23 protein-coding genes are annotated in these 22,002 nt (G+C 33.0%); 3 read left to right on the top strand and 20 right to left on the bottom strand.

All coding sequences use genetic code 11. The features are described 5' to 3' along the window. Positions 1-14 precede the first annotated feature (14 nt). The 14 genes from BN2665_RS14200 to BN2665_RS14135 form a co-directional block, all read right to left on the bottom strand. Positions 15-1,034 (bottom strand): molybdopterin-binding protein, encoded by a 1,020-nt coding sequence (locus BN2665_RS14200; RefSeq protein WP_055667757.1) that lies wholly within the window; start codon positions 1,032-1,034, stop codon positions 15-17. Between the two features lie 38 nt (positions 1,035-1,072). Next, complete coding sequence (gene modB, locus BN2665_RS14195; protein ID WP_055667756.1) at positions 1,073-1,735, bottom strand: molybdate ABC transporter permease subunit; 663 nt, start codon at positions 1,733-1,735, stop codon at positions 1,073-1,075. 1 nt (position 1,736) lies between these two features. Further along, a complete protein-coding gene (gene modA / locus BN2665_RS14190; RefSeq protein WP_055667755.1) occupies positions 1,737-2,525 on the bottom strand; it encodes a molybdate ABC transporter substrate-binding protein in 789 nt (262 codons plus the stop codon). Between the two features lie 21 nt (positions 2,526-2,546). Further along, positions 2,547-3,035 carry a MogA/MoaB family molybdenum cofactor biosynthesis protein gene (locus tag BN2665_RS14185; RefSeq protein ID WP_055667754.1) on the bottom strand — a complete coding sequence of 163 codons (489 nt, stop codon included), beginning with the start codon at positions 3,033-3,035 and terminating at the stop codon, positions 2,547-2,549. A gap of 1 nt (position 3,036) precedes the next feature. Then, on the bottom strand, positions 3,037-3,846 hold the full coding sequence (locus tag BN2665_RS14180; RefSeq protein WP_055667753.1) for an XdhC family protein: 810 nt from the start codon (positions 3,844-3,846) through the stop codon (positions 3,037-3,039). 21 nt (positions 3,847-3,867) lie between these two features. Next, positions 3,868-4,665 (bottom strand): selenium-dependent molybdenum cofactor biosynthesis protein YqeB, encoded by a 798-nt coding sequence (gene yqeB, locus BN2665_RS14175; protein WP_055667752.1) that lies wholly within the window; start codon positions 4,663-4,665, stop codon positions 3,868-3,870. Between the two features lie 15 nt (positions 4,666-4,680). Further along, the gene (mocA, locus tag BN2665_RS14170; RefSeq protein WP_055667751.1) at positions 4,681-5,259 is read right to left on the bottom strand and encodes a molybdenum cofactor cytidylyltransferase; all 579 of its coding nucleotides are present in this window, start codon (positions 5,257-5,259) and stop codon (positions 4,681-4,683) included. A 15-nt stretch (positions 5,260-5,274) separates the two neighbouring features. Continuing rightward, positions 5,275-6,015: a selenium cofactor biosynthesis protein YqeC gene (yqeC, locus tag BN2665_RS14165; RefSeq protein WP_242865956.1), complete on the bottom strand. Its 741-nt coding sequence runs from the start codon at positions 6,013-6,015 to the stop codon at positions 5,275-5,277. A 501-nt stretch (positions 6,016-6,516) separates the two neighbouring features. Continuing rightward, positions 6,517-7,143: a HutD/Ves family protein gene (locus tag BN2665_RS14160; protein ID WP_055667750.1), complete on the bottom strand. Its 627-nt coding sequence runs from the start codon at positions 7,141-7,143 to the stop codon at positions 6,517-6,519. 315 nt (positions 7,144-7,458) lie between these two features. After that, complete coding sequence (locus BN2665_RS14155; RefSeq protein ID WP_055667749.1) at positions 7,459-8,442, bottom strand: effector binding domain-containing protein; 984 nt, start codon at positions 8,440-8,442, stop codon at positions 7,459-7,461. Positions 8,443-8,658: 216 nt separating this feature from the next. Continuing rightward, entirely contained in the window at positions 8,659-9,510 is an 852-nt protein-coding gene (locus tag BN2665_RS14150) for a MurR/RpiR family transcriptional regulator (RefSeq protein ID WP_055667748.1), read from the bottom strand. Positions 9,511-9,525: 15 nt separating this feature from the next. Then, positions 9,526-10,461: a type I phosphomannose isomerase catalytic subunit gene (locus tag BN2665_RS14145; protein ID WP_242865955.1), complete on the bottom strand. Its 936-nt coding sequence runs from the start codon at positions 10,459-10,461 to the stop codon at positions 9,526-9,528. Beyond that, positions 10,443-11,012: a glucose-6-phosphate isomerase family protein gene (locus BN2665_RS14140; RefSeq protein ID WP_055667747.1), complete on the bottom strand. Its 570-nt coding sequence runs from the start codon at positions 11,010-11,012 to the stop codon at positions 10,443-10,445. Before BN2665_RS14140 ends, BN2665_RS14145 begins: the two co-directional genes overlap by 19 nt. Positions 11,013-11,027: 15 nt before the next feature. Then, positions 11,028-12,860, bottom strand: coding sequence for a class I mannose-6-phosphate isomerase (locus BN2665_RS14135; protein WP_055667746.1), 1,833 nt, complete (start codon positions 12,858-12,860; stop codon positions 11,028-11,030). 193 nt (positions 12,861-13,053) lie between these two features. On the opposite strand from BN2665_RS14135, the gene BN2665_RS14130 reads away from it, so the two are divergent. Then, positions 13,054-14,421 (top strand): glycoside hydrolase family protein, encoded by a 1,368-nt coding sequence (locus BN2665_RS14130; RefSeq protein ID WP_055667745.1) that lies wholly within the window; start codon positions 13,054-13,056, stop codon positions 14,419-14,421. 193 nt (positions 14,422-14,614) lie between these two features. Here BN2665_RS14130 and BN2665_RS14125 read toward each other — a convergent pair whose 3' ends face one another. From BN2665_RS14125 to BN2665_RS14115, 3 genes are read right to left on the bottom strand one after another with little or no spacing between them, the layout of a single operon-like run. Then, positions 14,615-15,781: an ABC transporter permease gene (locus BN2665_RS14125; RefSeq protein ID WP_055667744.1), complete on the bottom strand. Its 1,167-nt coding sequence runs from the start codon at positions 15,779-15,781 to the stop codon at positions 14,615-14,617. Continuing rightward, complete coding sequence (locus BN2665_RS14120; RefSeq protein ID WP_055667743.1) at positions 15,768-16,919, bottom strand: ABC transporter permease; 1,152 nt, start codon at positions 16,917-16,919, stop codon at positions 15,768-15,770. Before BN2665_RS14120 ends, BN2665_RS14125 begins: the two co-directional genes overlap by 14 nt. A 12-nt stretch (positions 16,920-16,931) precedes the next feature. Then, positions 16,932-17,864: an ABC transporter ATP-binding protein gene (locus tag BN2665_RS14115; protein ID WP_055667742.1), complete on the bottom strand. Its 933-nt coding sequence runs from the start codon at positions 17,862-17,864 to the stop codon at positions 16,932-16,934. A 229-nt stretch (positions 17,865-18,093) separates the two neighbouring features. On the opposite strand from BN2665_RS14115, the gene BN2665_RS14110 reads away from it, so the two are divergent. Then, entirely contained in the window at positions 18,094-19,176 is a 1,083-nt protein-coding gene (locus BN2665_RS14110) for a sensor histidine kinase (protein ID WP_055667741.1), read from the top strand. 5 nt (positions 19,177-19,181) lie between these two features. Then, entirely contained in the window at positions 19,182-19,802 is a 621-nt protein-coding gene (locus BN2665_RS14105) for a response regulator (RefSeq protein ID WP_055667740.1), read from the top strand. Between the two features lie 246 nt (positions 19,803-20,048). Here BN2665_RS14105 and BN2665_RS14100 read toward each other — a convergent pair whose 3' ends face one another. The 3 genes from BN2665_RS14100 to BN2665_RS14090 form a co-directional block, all read right to left on the bottom strand. Next, positions 20,049-20,954 carry a VOC family protein gene (locus BN2665_RS14100; RefSeq protein WP_055667739.1) on the bottom strand — a complete coding sequence of 302 codons (906 nt, stop codon included), beginning with the start codon at positions 20,952-20,954 and terminating at the stop codon, positions 20,049-20,051. A 75-nt stretch (positions 20,955-21,029) separates the two neighbouring features. Then, entirely contained in the window at positions 21,030-21,464 is a 435-nt protein-coding gene (locus tag BN2665_RS14095; RefSeq protein WP_055667738.1) for a VOC family protein, read from the bottom strand. Between the two features lie 39 nt (positions 21,465-21,503). Continuing rightward, positions 21,504-21,974 carry an SRPBCC family protein gene (locus BN2665_RS14090; protein WP_242865954.1) on the bottom strand — a complete coding sequence of 157 codons (471 nt, stop codon included), beginning with the start codon at positions 21,972-21,974 and terminating at the stop codon, positions 21,504-21,506. Between the last annotated feature and the right edge of the window lie 28 nt (positions 21,975-22,002).

The raw sequence follows: 22,002 nt of genomic DNA, 5'->3' as shown, positions 1-22,002 counted from the left end.
TCTTCTCTCTCCTTTTATTCACCTTTTCCAAAGTTGCAATTTGGAAATCTACATACATCGCAATCCATGCAAAGTCCGCCATGGCCATAGTTCATTATATCTTCCTTTGTAAGCTTTTCCCCTGCTAGTAGTCTAGGTAGGACGAGATCAAAAATTGTCCTTTTGGAATACATAACACAGCCTGGCAATCCAAGCACAGGTATATTATCTAGATATGCAAGTAAGAACATGGCTCCTGGAAGCACCGGCGATCCATAGGTTACTATTTCTCCTCCTGTATTTTTGATTGCAGAGGGAGTAACATCATCAGGATCTACAGACATTCCCCCTGTACATATTATCATCTCTGCTCCTTTAGTTTTCCATTCATCAATAGCATCAGTTATTTTTTGAGCATCATCAGGAAGAATTATTTGGCCCAAAACTTCACAGCCAAACTCCTGTACTTTTCTTATAATAGCTGGTCCAAAAGCATCCTTTATCCTGCCGTGATACACCTCATTACCAGTAGTAACTATACCTATTTTTTTACTTTTAATAGGTAAAACTCTAACTAGTTTTTCTTTAATTATTTCTTCTGCTTTTTTTATTATTTCTTCCTCTATAACTAAAGGAATTACTCTAGTTCCAGCTACCTTTTGTCCTGCTTTAACTGTCATATTATTATGAAGAGTGGCAAAACATATTTCTCCAAGGGAATTAAGTTTAAAAACTCCCTCCTTATCTACTTTTAATAGGCCCTCTTCTTTTGCAATAAAATCTATTTTTCCTTCTTTTATTTCACTAAAGGTTAAACCTTTCCCTGCAGTTAATTCTTTTAATCTTATAGCTGCATCATTTTCGTGAAGCATTCCTTCTTTAGCCTCCCATACATAGATGTGATCCTTTCCTAAGGATAAAAGCACGGGAATATCCTCTGGTTTTATTATATGACCTTTTTTAAAGGCTCTACCTTTCACCTTTCCCGGAATTATTTGTGTTATGTCATGACATAATATTGAGTTAACTGCATCCTCTACTTTTATAATTTTCATAATTCCACCTCTATAAAAATTGATATAAAATTCTTTTCTTAATATGTAGTTGTTGATTTTAATATATGATTAAATATAAAAATCATTGTAAAGCTTATAGCTAAAACCAATAATAAAAGTATATTGGCTGAGACCTTATCTCCACTTTCAACAGCATAATAAATAGCAGTAGTTATGGTTTGAGTTTTACCTTGTATATTTCCTGCTACCATGAGTGTGGCTCCAAACTCTCCAAAGGCTCTTCCAAAGGCCAAAATTATTCCACTAATTATTCCTTTAATGCTTAAAGGAATAATTATCTTCCAAAATATTTGAAAGTTGCTAGCTCCCATAACCTTTGCAGCTTCCTCGTATATAGGGTCTATGCTTAAAAAAGCTGCCTTTGTGCTTTGATACATGAGAGGAAGAGATACAACAAAGGCTGCTAAAACCGCTGCCTGCCAAGTGAATATAAGTCCTTGTTGAAAGTACTTATATATAATCTTCCCTATGAACCCATTCTTCCCAATAAGCAATAAAAGCAAATACCCTACCACTGAAGGCGGAAGAAACATCGGAATTATAATAAAGGCTTCTATTATTCCCTTGAATTTAAAATTATTTTTAGTTAATACTCTTGCTGCCGCTATGCCTACTGCAAAAGTTGCCACAGTGGCTAGCACTGTGACCTTTAATGAAATAGCTAATGCTTCAAGAACCATATTACTTCACCTGAAAATTATATTTGGCAAAAATCTCTTTTGAATCGTTATTTCCTATAAATTCCATGAATTCTTTGCTTAGTGCATTCTCTTTACTGCTTGATATTATGGCTCCTGGATAGTCAATTGGTGAATGAGTATCTTCTGGCACCTTATACGCAACATAGGAGCTTTTTAAGTTTACAGCATCACTATAATATACAAAGCCTGCTTGTGCTTCACCATTTTCTACGTAAGTTAATACACTTTTTACATCCTTAGCATAGGTTATTTTACTATTAAACTCATCTAAAAGCTTTACCGCTTTGAGATATTGCTCCGCATATTGACCTGCTGGAACAGTTTTAATTTCTCCTAAAACCAACTTAATATTTTTATCCTTTAATTGTTCAGTAGAGCTGATATTTTTATCAAAGGAATTTGAAACTATTAACACTAATGAATTTTTAACAATATCTTTTCTTGAAGCTTTATCTATTAAGTTATTACCCTCCAAAGCATCCATTTGACTTTTTCCAGCAGATATAAAAATATCTACGGAGGCTCCTTGTTCAATTTGTTTTTGAAGAGTCCCTGAGGCTCCGAAATTAAAATTTATCTTTACATTTTTTTTATCTTCAAATTTTTTTGCAATCTCTTTTATAGGCTCCTGTAAGCTGGCAGCAGCGCTGATTGTAATTTCTTTTTTTACAGAACTTTTCTCCTGAGCTTTTCCTTGCTTTTGACTGCATCCTATAAATATCATGGAAGTAAAAATTACAATTAATAATAAGTAAAAATATTTTTTCATTAAATTCTCCCCCTTTAATTTCTATCTGCCGCATTCTGTGGCTTCTCCTGTTAATATTTCAATGCCATGTTTAATGGAGGGCATTATGAATTCTAAGGATTCCCTAACCGCCTTTTCACTGCCTGGCAGATTAATTATAAGTGTATTTTTTCTAATCCCCGATACTCCTCTAGAAAGCATAGCTCTTGGGGTAATCTGAAGGCTGTAATATCTTATGGCTTCTGAAATACCATTTGCTTCTCTTTCTATAATAGCTTTTGTTGCCTCTGGAGTTATATCTCTTTGACTAAAGCCTGTCCCTCCAGTGGTTAGTACAAGATTAACCTTTAAATCATCACACATATAAATTAACTCTTTTTCTATAAGATCTTTTTCATCTGGAAGCAGAATATACTTTTTTAATGTATAACCTGCTTTTATAACCATGTCTTTTATAACCTGTCCGCTTTTATCCTCTCGTTCTCCTTTAAAGCCCTTGTCGCTAGCGGTAATAATTCCTACAGTAAACATGTTAGAAAGCTTCCTTCCTTAAAAATTTTTTATGATTTAAAGTTCCTTTATTTTTTATTGCAAGTATCTCAGCCATAATGCTAACAGCTATTTCAGTGGGAAGCTCAGAGGCTATATCAAGACCTATAGGTGTATAAACCTTATCTAAATCTTTTTTAGAAACTCCATTTTCTAGGATTTTTTCAATAACATAAAGCACCTTTTTTTTACTGCCTATCATTCCTATATATGCCACATTTTTTCCTACTACAGCTTCTAAAGCTGCTCTATCTGGGATATGCCCCTTTGTTACTATTACCACATAGCTGTCTTCATTTAATTTATACCCTGAAAGCTTCTCTCCTACATCTCCTACAATGATTTCATCTGCATCTGGGTAACGATGCTTATTAGCGTATTCTACCCTGTCATCAATTATCACCGTTTCAAAACCTACAAACTTAGCCAGTTTATTCAGAGCTTCACCTATATGGCCTGCACCTGCAATAATAAGCCTTGGGTTAGGCTTAAAAACCTTTATGTATCCTTTTGCTCCGCCACCACATTGCATTCCTAAGTTTCCTTTTCCACCCAGATTATGATCAAAGTCTGAATCCTCGCCTTTTACAATACAATCTAAGGATTTTTTTATCACTTCTCCCTCAAAGGCTCCCCCACCTACAGAGCCTAAAATAGTTCCGTCCTTAAAAACAGCCATAATTGAACCTAGCTTTCTTGGCGTAGAGCCTATATTTTCTGTAATGGTGGCCAAAGCTACCTTTTCTCCATTTTTTAAAGCTTCATAGATTTTTTTCAAAATATCCTGTTCCATAAAATCATCCTTTCAAAAACTTTATTTATCTTTTAGATAGAAGATTGCTTCAAGTACGCCTCCACCTATGTTTCTAGCCTTATCAGAAATAGTGCTGCAATTATTTTTTTCCTTAAGTCTTGGGTCTATATCTGCTATCTTTAAACCTTTATGTGCAGAAGCTCCATCTCTTAAAAGCCCTCTTAATATTCCATCTATAGTCGCTTTTATTTCACTATGCCCTATTTTTGCGATAGTATCGTTTCTTCTAACAATATCTCCAATATCTTTACAATTCTCCATAACACCGTCACAGGGGCTATAAATAACCCTTTCCTTAGAAAAACCCATTATATCTCCTGGAGTACCTGTATTTTCTGAAGCACAGCCATTAAATATAAGCTTTCCTAGATTGTGACCTCTATTTGTCTCTATAACCACATCAACATCTTTCCCAGCTTCAAAGCCAGGTCCCAGGGCTACTGTTATCTTAGCCATAGCTCTGGTGGTTCCAATATTTTTCTTTGCTAATATAGCATCTACTACTATATCTGGCTTCAATTTATTTATGAGGTATCCATTTGGATCTACTGCAACTGGTATAAGGCCATTATCCCAGGCTTCATTTATTTGAGTAATATTATCTGCTCTTAGGGATTCCATATCTTCTACTACATACCTGTCACTATAAATAGCCTCTCCTAGGCATACATTTCTTCTTATAAAGGTGGGATTTTCAATTTCTAATACTAAAACCTTGAAGCCACTTCTATGAAGCTTTTGAATTACTCCTGAGGCTATGTCTCCTCCCCCTCTTACTATTACTATGTTATTTTCCATTGATATACTCCTCATTTATATAATTTTTTCTATTAAGTTTTTATACTCCTCATAGGTATCAACATCCATTAAGCAGCAGGGATCATTTATAGGTACATATTTAACTCTATGTAAATTAGTTTTTATAACTTCTCTTCCTCCAGTATCTCCCTGTAACGCTAAAAGTTCTCCCTTTAAGTCCTCTGGAAAAATAACTGGACTGCTTGGTTTATCATTGCATAAGGGTACAATAATGATATTGTTATATTTTTCAAACTCCCTTATGAGGGTATTAATCACCTCACTATTAATGAATGGCTGGTCACCAGTTAAAAACATATATCCATTACCATTATTAAGATTTTTGATTCCAAGCTTTATAGCTTCACTTTGACCTCTGTAAGCATTAGGATTTACAACAGTTTTAATGCCTCTTTCCCCAGCAATTTTTAATACCTCTTCTTCTCTTCCAATAAAGACTTTTTCCTTTAAATCAGAATTTAATACAGCATCTATAACGTATTCAATCATTGCTTTACCCTTGTAAGGCAGAAGCAGCTTATTTCTACCCATACGACTTCCAAAACCTGAAGCCATAATAATTGCACTTACCATAATCGCCTCCATAGCTTAATGAATGCTATAAATTTTATTTTTTATACTTCCAGAGATAGTTTTATTAATAAAGTTAGGATTATTTTTTCTTATATAAGATATCAGTATTTCTACTTGAAGTTTATGTAATTCTTCTTCTACTTGATTTATTAAAAGTGTTTTTTCACCCTTTGAGTTTTTAAACAACCCTTGCTTATGGAGTACTAATTTTGCCATATGCTCTATAGTTATTTTTTCATTAATATTAGCACCTGTTAGATCCATAAACTCTTTAATTCTATGAACATTATCCTGATTTACCCTAGCTCCTATAACCTTAATGCTAAGAACTCCCAAGGTTTTATTTGTTCTTGTCAAAACTACAGGTTCCTCCTGATTCCATCCTTTAATCGCTTTCATCTTAGAGCCGTCAGCCTCAATTAAAACATAATCAAAATACTTATATTGTTTTTCTAAAATCTCTCTATTAATTCCTAATATCTTGTTCTCTTTGTTAACCCCTGCTCCAAGTATATAAATTCCTGAGTTTTTGCTATAATCAAAAGTACCCTTACCCTCTGGATCAATGCAAAGAAAATCGTATTTATTACTTTCAGGTACAAATATTTTTGTTGATGTGGTGACTAAAACCTTATAATTCTTAAGCTCTTCCGCTAAAGCAAACATTAAGGAAGTCTTTCCTCCTGCACCTACTATGGAAATTATGTCTCCAATATTTAAATCTAATAGCTTATTAAGCTTCATTATTAATATCAACTCAATCCTACTTATATTTGAAAATATTTCACGCAATTTTTATGCCATAATTTAATAGATAAATAGACCTTAGAAATTAAGTAAATCCTTGAAAAATCTAATAGTTACTACTGCTGAGCTTAGCTGTATAACGGGTTTTACTCAAACGTTTTATCTAATATTATCAAAATGATAACATTATTATCATTTTGATAATAATGTTAAAAGGCGGTCTAAACTATTTATTTTTGTATATACTAAAACCTCTAGAAGATTGGATTTTAGAACATGTATAAATTAATCTTACTCATTGCTTCCATATAACTATTCTTGTTGCATTTTACATACCACATATAATTTATCATTTTGATAATTAAAATTGTTGACTTAAGTCATCTCAAAAAATAAATCCCATTTAGTTATTCAAAATTAATAACTAAATAGGATTTTTTACTTAATAATATAGGATTTTTGAAGCTTAAATATATAATCTATAGAAATTTTTAACTTTAAATCAGTTTTTTAGGAGTAATACACTACGGTTTTAATTAATTTAACCTCTTCTTGGTTATTGTTAGAAAAGGCTAGTGTAGTGCTTGTGGAGGCGCTTTCTCTTGTTATTTGTAGCAAATCCCCTTTATTCAAATATATATTTGCATTATCTTTTACAAAGATATCTACCACGCCACCTACACAATAAAATACTTCTGTTATATTAGAGAAATCCTTTTCATTAAAATTACTAGTATGTATTTCCTTAACTTGTCCAGCTGGTAAGGAAATACTATGTAGTTCTCCTCTGCAGCCCGAAGACATCATCAGATTAAAATCAGTGACCATGCCATAGCTTTTAGTTATCCAATCACCGCTAAACCTATCTTTCTGAAATTCCTTTATTTTGATACTATGATGACCTTCATGGTGTAGCTCTAATTCACCTTCTAAAACCATAATCACTCTTTCTATTCCAGGCAAGTGAGTAAATATAGATTCCTCAATCTCTACCTTTGCTGAGCTTATTCTCCACTTAAAATTTCTATGGCTATATTTGGCATCTTCAGGATAAATTAAAAGCTCTGTAGTGGTGCCCCCTGACCATTTTCCAGTAAATAGCTCTTCTTTTCTAATAACCTTCATGGTATATGACATCTCTCATCCCCCTTTAGAATTTATTTCCTTTCAAAATAAATGAATTGAAAAACGTGTTTGATTATCAGTCAGATTAGTTATAATTATATCAGTTACTATTAGAATGACAAGTATTCAAAGATATATCAATTATATTGCTAAATCCACAGGATGTATTGCTATTACTTTTATGCAATTCGGGCAGGCAATTTTTCCTTTCATATATTTATCTATTTCTACGTAAAAACTACAACTCCATTAACAAAAAATTCCCTCAGAGCACTAGTCTGAGGGGGAATATTATAATTTCTAATCTCATAATACTTTCTTCTGTACTTATTTTACTTTTGGTCTAATTGGAATTAGCAAATCCAGCTGCCACTTGTGGTTTTCTTCAACATTTAAAGTATAAAGATTAATATAATTCAAGTGCTCCTCCATAAGTCCATACATGCATTCAGGATTTCCCCAGTTTGGCTCATATTCAGGGTTATTTTTTGCCCAATCACATAGCCAGTTCCATTCCTCAAAATTTCCCATTGATATTGCATGGGCGGCATAAAGTCCACCTGAAAATTCTTTCTTTTCAAAGGGTTTTATAACTTCCATATCACTAGGAATTGTAACCCATCGTTCATATCCATGATCACTACCATCTGCCATCTCACCATTAGGATGATTAAATCCATAATGTCGAAAATCTGGTTTAATTTTAGCAAGTTGATTATTCATTATAAAATTATTCAGTTCACTTGCTGTTGTTAGCTCAGGTAGCCCACCTATATGTCTGATAGATGCAACAGTGGCTGGGGGTAAATACACTATTCTTACATCAGTTAGCTTTGATAAAGTTTCATTGGCACGATTTAAATCACTCATTGATTTTTCCTCCTTGAAATTTATTTTTGTTACCGTTAGCGAGTCAATAATTTTTAGCATCGACTCATCCGCTAATAATCCTGAGCTAATCTTAACTTCAAAATTTTCTTTGAGTCGAGTAATGAACTCTTCTAAAATTGATTTTATAGTAGATAACGCTGTAATTTCATTTGAGAACTCATTGATCTTTTTTTGAAAAACTCCTATAGCAATAGAAGCTTCCTCATTTTGAAGGATTAACTGTATTTCTTTTAACTGTATTCGCAGCTTCCTCAAAATAATAATCTGTTCTAATTTAATTATTGATTTCTCATCATAGGTGCGATAGGCATATCCTTCCTTCTTAATGCTTTGAATTAGTCCAATTTGCTCGTAATATCTAAGTGTTCTTGTGGAGATATTGAAATTCTTTGATACTGTACTTATGGTCTGTAGCTCCATAATATCCTCCTTTCTATTATCATCATAAAGTACGACACCGCGTCAAAGTCAATTATAAATTCTAATTTTATACAAAAATTATATAATTTTTTCAATTGACTGTCATTTAAATCCGTAAGAGAGTGATTTTGATTATTATATAAATTAGGACCAGTCAACAACCTTTGATTAGCTCAAAAGGTTGTTAACTGGCCCCGTCTTATTAAACTCTAGCTATCATTTATCTTCCTTTAGGACTTCAAAGAATTTGTGATAGTTGTCGGAGAATTGTTCTGTGTTCTTAACTATCTGTTTTGTAAGCCCCATATATAAATAGTCAATAATAAATAATTGTCCATACCTTGAGAAAATTGCTCCCAAGCGGTTTTCATTTATTTCATAGCTTGGGGTTAAAAGCACATAATCAGCTATTTGACCTAGGATGCTGGACATATTTTGAGTAATGGCTATAATTGGCGTATTGCTTTTTTTTGCATTTTTTACTGCTATATTAACTTCCTTTGAACGGCCGCTAAAGCTGATAGCTATAACCACATCCTTAGAAGTACAAACATTGGAATTCAGAATATTTGAATTTCCATCATTTATAAACACAGACTTAATACCAATCTTCAACAGCTTGTTCTGAAAGTCCATTGCTACAATGGCAGATGACCCTACTGCAAAAAAGTAAACTGTGTCGGCATTTTTAATTAAATCAATAACATCCTTAAATGTGTCAACTGTATTAGCTGCTATAACATCGTTGCAGGTCAATGAAATCTCATTGATTATTTTTGAAGGCATATCGCTTAGATCGTCTGCCCAGCTTAAAAGCTCAGTTATATTGTTTTTCTCTATTTTAGACAAACTCTTGGCTAATTCCACCTTGGTTTCCTGATAGGTCAAGTCAAAAGCTCTTTTTACAAATCTAGATACAGATGGTGCAGATACATTGCATAATTCAGCTAGCTCAAAGACACTGAGAGTTAAAACCTGCTTTGGATTTTTCATTATAAAATCAGCTACTTTTTTTTCCGATTGTGGCAATGTGTTATAAATACTTCTTATCGTATAAATCATATCCATAAGAAAATCTCCTTATTACGGTCTGTAACTACACAAAACTCTACAGTCTCCTTGTATTTCATATTCATTTATGGATGCTGGTATAACTAGGGTTTCAGTATAATGCAGACCATATTTTTCTCCATCTATTATAATATTACAATCATTAAGAACGCAAGTAAGTATATGATATTTATCCTCTTTGCATACCCTCTGTGACCCAATAGTATCAATAACATCCACTTTAAATTCCTTTGACTCAATAGCATTTTCTATTTTGTTTTTATTTCTTGAATCTAAGGAGAACTCTTTTTTACATGCCCTAAGGGATATGTCAAGTACTTCAAAACCTTTATTCAGGTGCAATTCTCTTCCTCTGCCGTAATCATACATTCGGTAAGTAATGCCACCGAAACTTCCAATTTCCATTACAAGGGTTCCTTTTCCGCAAGCATGTATTAGACCCGCTGGAATGTAGACAAAATCCCCCGGTTTCACAGGTATACGAATGAGATATTCCTCTATGCTACCATTTATTGCAGCTTCCTTCAGTAATTCAGGATCATCTATATTGCAGCCTGCAATTACAGAAGCGTTTTTATCACATTCTAGTACATACCATGACTCTGATTTTCCAAAATCATTCTCTATTTTCTTAGCGTACTCATCATCAGGATGCACTTGTATGGACAAATCCTCCTTGGCATCAATGTAAGCTGCTCTAATCATCTGATAGGTAGTATCCTTTCCCATCAGTTCTTTGAAATGAAGTTTTATTAAATTATCTAATCTCATATCCTTATATTCATCATTTAATATTAGATTTTCGCTGTTCTTATATGCGCATACCTCGCGGACAATACCTGTGCCTTCCTCCAGGTTTCTTAATTTGGAGAGTTTGTCTCCTGCCCATAGTGCTTTTACATTAACGGGCTTAAGACGAATTGGTTTCATCATATCTGTTCCTTCCAAATAATTTCTCCATTTTCCTTATAACAGCGATAGGGAAATGGTTTTTCTTCAATTTTTTTATGGTTTTGCTTGCTAGCTGGAAGGCTGCATGCTGCTACAGCTAGAATTGTATCTCCAGTATTTATAATTCTATGGGCATAATGTCCATTGATGTAGTGAAGAGAGCCTTTGAATATTTTTTCTGCATAAAAATCATCCTTGCCATCCCAGAATAATAGAAAGCCTGTACCCTCTAAACCGTAATAATACTCATCGCAATCATAATCATCATGATAGTGACCTGAAGTCATGGCACATTCCCCATCTACCGTAAACGGATTTATATATGTGATACCCCACTGTAAATTTCCTTTAACAAAGCTTTCACGATTAAAGTTCTGATTGGCTACCTTATATGCAAGTTCATCGCCAAAATCATTTATGGCATCATTATTCTTATAAACATTAACACATTCTCTTATCATCTTTTGACGCCACTGCACATTTTGTCCACTTAATTCAAAATCATCCCAGAACTTTTGAATCCCTTTTGGTTCTTTAATAAAATCCATATTTTTACCTCCATATTATAAAATATATTTCTCAAAATTCGGCTTTAAATATGTTTTATGAATAACTGCTGGTTGATAGCCTTTATTGACTATTACGTAGTCGGTTATATCTGAAGGAATAACTACAATTTCTAGGTACTTTTGAGTGAAGCTAAACTCCGGATTAGATTCTGAGTGAACTTCTATTTCTTCACCGTCTACAAGGGTTATTACTGTAAATTGATCATTATTATTTGATTTGTAGCATCCCTTTGTCTTAAGTTCCACTCTGCTAGTTTGATAATACATTAAATCTGTATCACCTACGATAAATTCTTCAAAGTCATCATCTTTTTTTATTAGCACAGGTTCTTTTGCTATGTTCTTTCTTACCCAATCTGTATTTCTGCTATGCTCTAGAACCTTTCTTGCGTTTTTTATATGAATTGGACGAGTTTTTCCATCCTTATCCTTACGATTGTAATCGTAAATCTTATAAGTATAGGAACCTATAGTTAAGCTTCCTAATTCTAAAATCAGTTGATTTTGCCCTGAAGCATGGATGGTACCTGCTGGTAACATAAACTGTTTACCCGGTATTGAATCTTCCCCGTTTATATATTTTTTATAATCAACCTCAGAGCCATCCTGCTGAGATTTTTCTGCTAAATCAAGGAATTCCTCCACATCTGCACCATTCTTAAAGCCTACATAGGTCTTGGCGTTATGCCCTGTAGCTACAACATAATAGGCTTCATCCTGAGAGCCTTTTTCATTATAATGCTTTCGTGTAAATTCACCTTGAGGATGAACCTGAATAGACATATTACCATCACTGTGGTAAGTATCATCGTAATTGAAACGAATAGGAAAATAACCATCAAATTTTTCATAGGCTTTTTCTCCTATTATTGATCTTCCTTGAAGGCTCATAAATGTTGCAAAGGGCAATTCAAAATTACAGGAATTTATATCCACAACAATGCTGACTTCCATAGGAATGAATTCAAAAATCCAAGCTATGTTTTTTGAAATGTCCATAGGAATATTCCTTATTTTTCTGATGTATTCACCACCCCAAATGCCTTCCAAGTACACCGGCTTGCACCTGAAAGGATACTTTACCAGCGTGTCCAAAAGCTCCTTAAAGGCTTCAAAGGGCAGCAGCTTATATTCATCATCCTTATTTCCATCAATATAAAAGTCTATTAAATTCTCATTCATAAGCTTTTTTCTTTGATGCACAACAATTTCAAAATCTACGAAATAATTGCGACGCATGAGAGCATTGAAGGGTCTTACCTCACTATCGCCAATATTCATGAACTTGCCTTCGCGTGCACGAACAGCAGTGTTTTTGGGAGAAATATCAATGTAGATCACTTTAGAAGCGATTTCTAATAATGGCTTCACTGTACATCCATGTCCATAAACTATGCTTATCCCATCAAAATTAAGTATTTCACTAATCCTGTTTTTCAATTTTTCATAATCGATGAAATCCTCAATTCTTCCTTCAAATAAATTTCCGAATAATAATACCGGATCATCCTCATAGTTCAGGGGTAAGTTTGACTTTGTCATTTCATTAATTTTCTCTTCACTTAAGTATACGTCCTTCATGTCAAAGGCTTTACTGCTTTTATTATATATCTGCTTTTGTAGCTCATTTACAAAGCTTATAAAATTACTTCCCACATATCCATCTACAAGGATAACAGCCTTTTGACGTTGACCTAGGCTCTTTATGATTGAGGAAGCCACCTCCTCATTACCTACTACCATTGATTCTATAATAGAAGAAGTTAATACAGGACGGTTGATTGCGGTCAAATCATCATATGCTAAAGGTTTAAACATAAAACTCATAAAATACTCTCCTTTATAAATTATTGAGGTTTGTATTCCCCTAAGTTAAATATAAACCTTTTGTGATTAAATTTCAATAATTTTTTTATTTTTTTATTTTTATGTTATTATATTTCATTTGTTTTTAATATATGTTATTATTAGTTTAATGTTAATATACTTTTATTAATTTATCCGGTAAAGGAGGTAAAATATGAAAATCACTGTTGATACAAAAAATTTATATCGAAAATGGCCACATGTTGAAAGGTTTCAGAATACCACATTACGGTATACTCCTTCTCCTTCCTTCCCTAAGGTAATGGAAAAAGTTATTGGACGTCCTTCCATCATCCGATTATTTATAACCTTGGATGAAGTTTGGGATTATCGAACAGATAGGTATTATTGGGACTATCCCATTGGAGTTAATCGATATGAAGGAGATAAGAATCATTATGACTATGACTGGCCCTTAACGGTGCCTTCTCCTGTCAACGCTCATATTCAAGAATATCTAATCTCACATGCGGAGTGTGCTGATGAAGTACTGTTAAATTTACGCAGATATGAAAGAGAAGCAACAGATGGTGTTATCACATACCAAAAATATGAAGAAGTTTTTGAAAAGGTGGTTGAGTTTTATAAGAATCTCTGTCCTAATATAACCTATATTGAATGCTGTAATGAAGTTGAACTTGTTCAATTTGGAAATTTAAGTATGAAGGAATATTACAAACTATACCAGTGTGCTTATAGGGCAATCCAAAGATTAAATCAAAAGCATAATTACCAGATGCCCCTTAAGATAGGAGGTTTTGGATTATCTCATGGCATTACTCATTGGCATTTTTGGCAAGAATTCTTAGAGTTATTAAGTAGAGATGAACATAGAATCATTGATTTCTATTCCATGCATGAATATCATACAAATCCACAGCGTATCATGGAGTTTTGCATGCGTCACCAGGAAATAATCAATGAGCTTAATCTCCCTGAGCTTCCTTTACTTATGACTGAGTATGGACTCAGGGTTGGAATTGGAGATGCAGGCCGTCCTACAAATATTCAAAACGCAGCTGGTGAAATCCCGGGAATGATATTAGGCTCACACTACCCAAAGCTAAAAATGTTTCCATGGTGCACTTTTCATAATCCAAATCAGCAGTTAGGCAGAACTATGTTCATACTCAACGAAGATAATAATTATATCCCTACCCCAAGTGGTCATGTAATGACAATGTTTAAAATGTTAGGTACTCATGAGCTAATGATTAAAGAATATGTGGAAAATAAAGCTGTCGCAACAATAGATGATGAAAGAATATGTGTTTTAATCTCAAACCCAGGACAAAATGAAGAGGATATAGAAATAGTATTGAACAATTTAGAAAATAGAAACTATGACATTGATAAATATTTGGTAAACAACCATATTAATAATTGTTTAACTGATCCTACCTCTCACTCCTTGCAAACAACAGAGAACTTTAACGTTGTAGCAGATAATAACGCATTGTGTATAAAGGATAGGATGATAGGAAACTCCTTCTGTCTGTGGACTTTAAAATATACTAAATAGAAAATGCCACCTGAGCCACTAGCTTAAAAATTGTTAACCTTCTACGTTTTATTGCAGTATTATAAATATCATTTCTAAAGCATTGTCTTTTTATAATTATAAGAAAACAAGTGCGTAAGTATTTTTGTATTAACTTACGCACTTTTCTACATTCTCAGGAATTAAAAATTGCTGATGCAAACCAACTAAATTTCTAGTTACTCATTCGCTTTTGTTTTATAACTACAAGAGCCACAGAAAGCACTGCTGTAGCAAAACCAAGCATTATGAGCATATTTAAAAATATAGGGGTAAGATTCTCCATACTAAAGTTAACTAAATTAACTATGATATTATTGGATCTTACATACCAATAGTTTGGTGTAAAGCTTGCAATGGTTAATACTGTTTTGCCAAGCAAGGCCTGGGGCACAAACACTCCGCTGATGAAGCAAGTTCCTAATGAAACCACATTTGCTGCTGCAGACATTGCACCCTTGCTCTTTATAATATTGCCGATTAAAAAGCTTATACTCAGAGCTACTAAGGTAAATATAAAGGAGTTTAATAGAAACAACATACCCTTGGCAGTAAACATATAACTGCCATACATGATAAAGCTTGTAAAAATCATTGCAAACCAGGCCAGTACTGCATAGCTAAAATTCCCTAATATCATCTGAAAATTCATATTTCTAAGTTTTATCGGTGAGCAGAAATTGCGCTTTTTCAAATCTGTATTATTAAACACAATCATAACAGAGCAAACTCCTAAAATTAATATTGAAAACAATGAATATGCTAAATAGTTAAAATAGAATGTAATCTTTTCATTTTTAGAAACTTCACCTAGGGTGCTTGATAGCTTAACTTCAGTTTTCTGCGCTAAATCATTATCTACATAGCTTAAAAGCTGTTCCTCAGATAAATTCTCCATAGCACTGGTATATACTTTTACAGTATTTAAATATTTATTTATGATATTATCAAGGTATATTTCACTGGTTGAACCTGGCACTGTGGTCTTTTCCAGCTGTAATATTTCTCCGCTTAGCAGCCCATTGGCGAAACCTTTGGGAACTTTTACTATATATTCTACCTCCCTAAAAAACAATGCATCTTGCAACTTTTTAGTATCATCCGGGATATTTACAATATTAGCATTTTTGCTTAAATAGTTCTTTAGGCCTTCTACTAATCTTGAATTATTATCATGATTTATGAAGACTATATTAACTTTGGTTTCAGAAAAATTCGTATTTACAGCCTTAGTACTAGTATTTGCAAGAGCTACTGCAAGGGATATAAATACCACAATATAAATTATTATTTGAGATAAGTTTTTATAAATTATTTTAAAAAAAGCTTTATAAACTTGCATACTTTTGCCTCCTTAATACCAAGTAAGTGATTATGCTGAAAACTGCAGCAAAAACGGAAAGCATGGCTATATCCTTAAAAAATTGAGCGTGGGTATTATAATAATATAGTGAATAAAAGCAGTCTGCTATTAAATTTGCTGGATTGAGATACCCTAAGATAGGAACATTTTTATTAACAATATATTTCATGTCATGGTTCATCATACCTGATAAAAATGACATTATCATAGAAAGTCCAATGAGGATTCCAATTTTAATCCCCTCACCTTTTTTGACTATTGAGGCAATACAAGTTCCAAAGGTAACTCCTGTAATTGTGCCTATTACACAAGTCAATGCTATATAACCTAATTGACTACCAAAGTTTACTTTTAGTATCAAAGTCAAATACCCAAGCAAAGCAAATATTTCAACTAACTGAACTGTAGTTGCAGCAAACATAGAAGCCATGAATATCTTTAACTTATGTGTAGGAGCCACGTTAACTCTTGATCCCTGTGGAGATAGATTAGCTTGTATGGCATTTACTTCTTTAAGTCCACAGAAGCTTCCGTATAGGCAAGCCATTGCAATCAAGGAATAAAAATAGTTTACAACGGTATTAGGAGCTGCTTTGCTTGGAGCAACTTCTTTAAGATAATCAGTCCTGCTTGATATATTATTTAAAAGTCCATTTTGAATTGCAGCAGGATTATTACTCACAATTGTTACCACTGTAGAGGAAGTTTGCTTAAAATCATCTAAGAAACCTTTTATAATGCTTTGATTTATACCGGATTTCTTCACGACAAGCTTTATTCCATTATCGAAATAAATATAACCTTCTATTTTGCCGTCTTCAAGAAGCTTATCCCCTTCTTCCTCTGATATAAAGGTTATATCAAACAGATTGCTTTCTCTTGAACTATTAGAGCTTGAAACCTGCTCAATAGCCTTAATAAAATCTATATTCTTTTTATATTCATCATTATTAACTATTCCAATTTTAATTTCAGAAAAATTTTCTGAACTTGAAAGATTTGAAAAAGCCATATAAAATAATGTGGCTAAAAGTATTGGAAATAAAAATGTCCAAAACATAGTTTGCTTGTCTCTTACAATACATTTAAGCCTATACAGATAGTTATGGAAAAACATAGTATCCCTCCTTTAATCCCTAAGCTCTTTACCTGTTATTTCTAAGAATACATCATTCAAAGTAGGTGGCTCAGAATAAATCTTTCCCACGCTGACATTCTTTGACTTTAAATAATCCATCAAAGCAATTAGATTATTTTTACCTCTGCTTGACTTAGCAATTAATAAATTTTCCTTATATTCTGCAGAAACTATATGAGGAAGATTTTTAATATCCTCTAAAAGACTGTCATCCATTTTAAATATCTCGACAGTGAGCTTTTCACCAGAATTTATCATTCCCTTTAGCTCTTCATTAGTACCTGCTGCTATTATTTTTCCTTTGTCCATAATGGCTATTCTTGTGCAGATTTCCTCAACCTCTTCCATATAATGAGAAGTATATACAATGGTAGCTCCCTCTTTATTAAGCCTTTGTATCCCTTCTAAAATATTGTTTCGACTCTGAGGATCAACTGCAACAGTGGGTTCATCTAAGATGATTAGCTTTGGCTTATGAGCAACACCGCAGGCAATATTTAATCTTCTAAGCAACCCGCCGCTTAACTTCTTTGGATAAAACTTTCTAAAATCATTAAGACCTACAAAGTCTATAGCTTCCTCTACCAGTTGACGACGCTTTCTTTTGTCAAAAATGTACATTCCACAAAAATAATCAATATTTTCAAGAGCCGTCAATTCATCAAACACCGCAACATTTTGCATGATTATGCCAATATCCTGCTTAATATCATAAGCATCCGGTGACATAGGTTTTCCATAGATCTCTATGCTGCCTTTGTCATATTTCAATAGAGATAAAATGCAGTTAATTGCTGTGGTTTTTCCAGAACCATTAGGACCTAAAAGACCAAAAACTTCTCCCTGATTTACTTCCATATTTAAATGATCTAAAGCAATTAAATCACCATATCTTTTTACTAGATTTTTAACCTTTATTACCATAAGGATCCCCCCATTATTGATTTAGCAAATTTTCTCGGCAGAACTATTTAATAAAATATATCCATGTCCTATCTATACATTAATCTTAATATATTTATTTGTAATTTGTTAGTGAGCATACTCCAAGCTTCCCATGACAAATGTAAGAATAAGCTTGAGGACTGTAAGATGACGTGCTAGAATTTATATGTGATGACTATTCTTACAAAGTAAGGATTTGGTAGATAAGATGAAGAGATTAATTGATAAACTAGCTATTTTTATTATTTCTTTGGCTTTATATATAACTAATGAAAATAACATATATATGGTTATACCTATTTTAATTTCCATAATTTTAAGTGCAATACTAAGTTATTTGGAAAATGAATCTATTACCATAGCAGTATTTACTATTTACCTAGCTGTTTGCTTTTTTAAGCTGGATTACCTATTCTTTATTCCTCTTATATGCTATGATGCAGTATTGCTTAAAATAAAAGGTATATGGATATTTTCATTTCTTCCTTTAATATTTAATTTTATTAAAACACCCTTTATATCAAACTGGTTAATTGCAGCTATTATTATTACTGCATATATTTTAAAACATCGCACAGTTTCTTATGAGAAGCTTGAAAAAGACTATCATAAGCTTCGTGATAATACTAAGGAAATATCGATGCAGCTTGAAAAACAAAATAAGGAACTTTTGGACAAACAGGATTATGAAATAAATCTCGCAACTGTAACAGAACGAAATAGAATAGCAAGGGATATCCATGATAATGTAGGGCACTTGCTTTCAAGATCCATATTGCAAATAGGAGCACTCCTTGCTATAAATAAAGATGAAGAAACTAAAAAAAACCTAAAGCTTATAAAGGGTACCCTCTCTGAGGCCATGGATAGCATACGTACCAGCGTACATAATTTACATGAAGAATCCATTGATTTGCGAACTGAAATACAAAAATTAATTGATGGCTTTAGATTTTGCTCTATAAAATTTCATTACGATGTGGAAACAAACTTAGAAAAAAATATGAAATATTGCTTTATTACAGTAACAAAGGAGGCCTTGTCAAATATCATAAAGCATTCTAATGCTACCGAAGCTTTAGTGATTATTCGTGAGCACCCAGCACTCTATCAATTGGTCATAGAAGACAATGGTTCCTCCTGCAGCTACAGCAGTGAAAACGGCATCGGAATAAAAAACATTACAGATAGAATTGCTGCCTTAGGCGGTAATCTTAATATTAGCACCCACCAAGGGTTTAGAATTTTCATTTCAATTCCAAAGGATAATTATTTTGAAAGGACCAGATAAAAAATATGAGAATAGTAGTAGTAGATGATGATAAATTAGTATGCGAAGCCCTTAAAACTATATTAGAAGCAGAAAAAGATATCTCAGTGTTGACTATTGGTCACAATGGAAAGGAAGCTATTGAACTTTATCACAATTTGAAGCCTGATATTCTATTAATTGATATAAGAATGGAAATCCTGACAGGGCTAGAGGCGGGAGAAGCCATTTTAAAAACAGATAAAAATGCAAAAATACTATTTCTGACTACTTTTTCTGACGATGAATATATAGTAAAAGCCTTGAAGATAGGGGCTAAAGGATATATTATAAAACAGAATTTTGAATGTATTGTACCCTCATTAAAGGCTGTATATGCGGGACAAAGTGTCTTTGGTGATGATATTGTTTCAAAAATTCCATCTTTAATTAATAAAAACAATAAAACTGATTTTTCTAACTACGGCATTACAGGAAAGGAACTAGAAATTATCACCACTGTAGCCGAAGGCTTGAACAATAAAGAAATAGCCAGCAGGCTATATTTAAGCGAAGGTACTGTTAGAAACAGTATAACCAACATTTTGGAAAAGTTGAACCTCAGAGACAGAACACAACTTGCTATATTCTATTATAAGAACAGATAAAGGTCAATTGTGATAATTTATTTATTTTAATGCCACCATACAATTATGTAAACGAGAGACCTTAACATAAAATAATTGAAAATGCCTTAGGGTGTAACTCCCTAAGGCAAATATATCATTAACTAATGCTTTCTTTTTACTTTGATTTAGCCTGTGATAAATATTGAAACAATTGCTCTTACTTATGTTTTAATAATCCTTTAGCTTTTCAAGTTTATTGTCCAGCAATAATCTTCTTAAAAGTTTTTATTTATAGTTTTGTTTTTCCTCATAAGCTTGCTGTAATTTTAAAATATCTATCTTTTTCATTTGAAGCATTTCCTTCATAACTCTTTGGGACTTTACAGGGTTAGGATCACTCAACATCTTACTTAAAGCAGTAGGAACGATTTGCCACGACACACCATACTTATCTTTAAGCCAGCCACATTGCCCCTCTTCTCCGCCCTCAGAAAGTTTATACCATAACTCATCTACCTCCTCCTGTGTGTCACAGTTAACAAAGAAAGATATTGCTTCAGAGAAGGTGAAAGAATGTTCCAAACCGCTGTCAATAGCCATAAACTCCTGTCCATGGAGTGAAAAAGTAGAGTGTTTAACTGTTCCTTTGATGCTATTTTCATCTTCTCCATAGTAATTTATCTCAGCAATAACAGAATTTTTGAAGAGAGAAACGTAAAAATTTATTGCCTCCTCAGCTTTTCCATGCTGCCTCCCTACAAACATTAAAAAAGGTGTAATCTTTTGTTTACCCTTTGCAAGATTCAACTGCCATGAAACACCATACTTATCTTGAACCCATCCGAATCTTTCACTGAAAGGATACTTATCTAATTCCATAAGAACTAATCCGTCCTCAGAGAGCTTCTTCCAAAGTTTGTTTACATCTTCTATGGTATCGCAATTAACGAAAAATGATATAGCAGGAGTGAAAGTGAAATAGGGTCCACCATTTAAGGCTATAAATTTTTGTCCTTCAAGCTCAAACTCTACTGTCATCACATCTCCTTTTAATTTTCCTGAGATTTTTGCTCCCGCTTCTTCATACAGACTCTTATGTAGTATCTTTGAGCTTTTAAAAACAGAGGTATATAAATTTACTGCTTCCTCTGCCTGATTATCAAACCACAAGTGAGGTACTATTTTTTGCATATAGATTTCTCCTTACAATTATTTATTTTTTATACTCCTACCTATATTTTTCTGAGGAGAGGATGCACTATAACTTTATTTACTCATTTCAGTCTGCTCACTTTCGTAGCTAAGTTGCCATCCTATTCCAAATTTATCTATTAAAAATCCGTAGCATTTGCTCCAAAAAGTTTCTTGAAGATCCATAACTACAGTACCATCAACTTTAAGTTTGTTGAATAATAATTTAATTTCATCCATATCCCTACTGCCAATTACCAGGCTAATATTATTTCCAACCACTAAAGGCATATCTGGAGGAACATCTGAAAACATTACTGCGCTTTCTTTTATTTTAAGCTCAGAATGCATTACCAAATTCTTTGTTTCTTCAGCAAGTGGAAACCCTTCCTTTGATGGCACATCTCCAAATAGCATAATTCTAGGCTTCTCTGTATTAAAAACCTCAGCATAAAATTCCACAGCTTCACGACAATTTCCATTAAAATTTATATATGTTTGTACAGCCATTATAATCACTCCTTAATTTTATATTTTAAATAATCCTTCTTATATATTTTCTATTGTTCTTCCTTCGGTATACTTTTTGAAATTATCTAGAATCGCTTGCCATCCCTGCTGTTGCTGCTCAGTTGGATAGGTGCTTTCCGCATCAAAGGTTTCAATTATCTCTGTTTTGTTTTCTTCATCTATAAAAGTAATCTTAACTTTTCTTCCATCACCTATAGTGTAAGAAATAACTTCATTTAATTTCACTTCATCATAAACGCCGCTAAAATCAAATCCAAAACTTCCATCCTTGGCTTCCATTCTTGAAAGAAATCTCCCACCAACCCTTAAATCATTTTCAGAAACTGGAGTGTGCCAGTCATCTGAAGCATTCATCCATTTTGTTATATGTTCTGGCTCCGTCCAATATCTCCATACTTTTTCTATTGGCGCACTGACTGTTGTTCTTATCTCTATTTTTAAATTATTACCTGTTTCCACTTTATTCATTCCTCTCATAACTTTTTTCAAAAGTATTAATTTTCCTAAATAGAATTAA

This window comes from Desnuesiella massiliensis (genome assembly GCF_001403615.1).
GTDB lineage: Bacteria > Bacillota > Clostridia > Clostridiales > Clostridiaceae > Desnuesiella > Desnuesiella massiliensis.
Note: the sequence above shows the minus strand (reverse complement) of the source record. Positions and strands in the feature narration are given on the sequence as shown.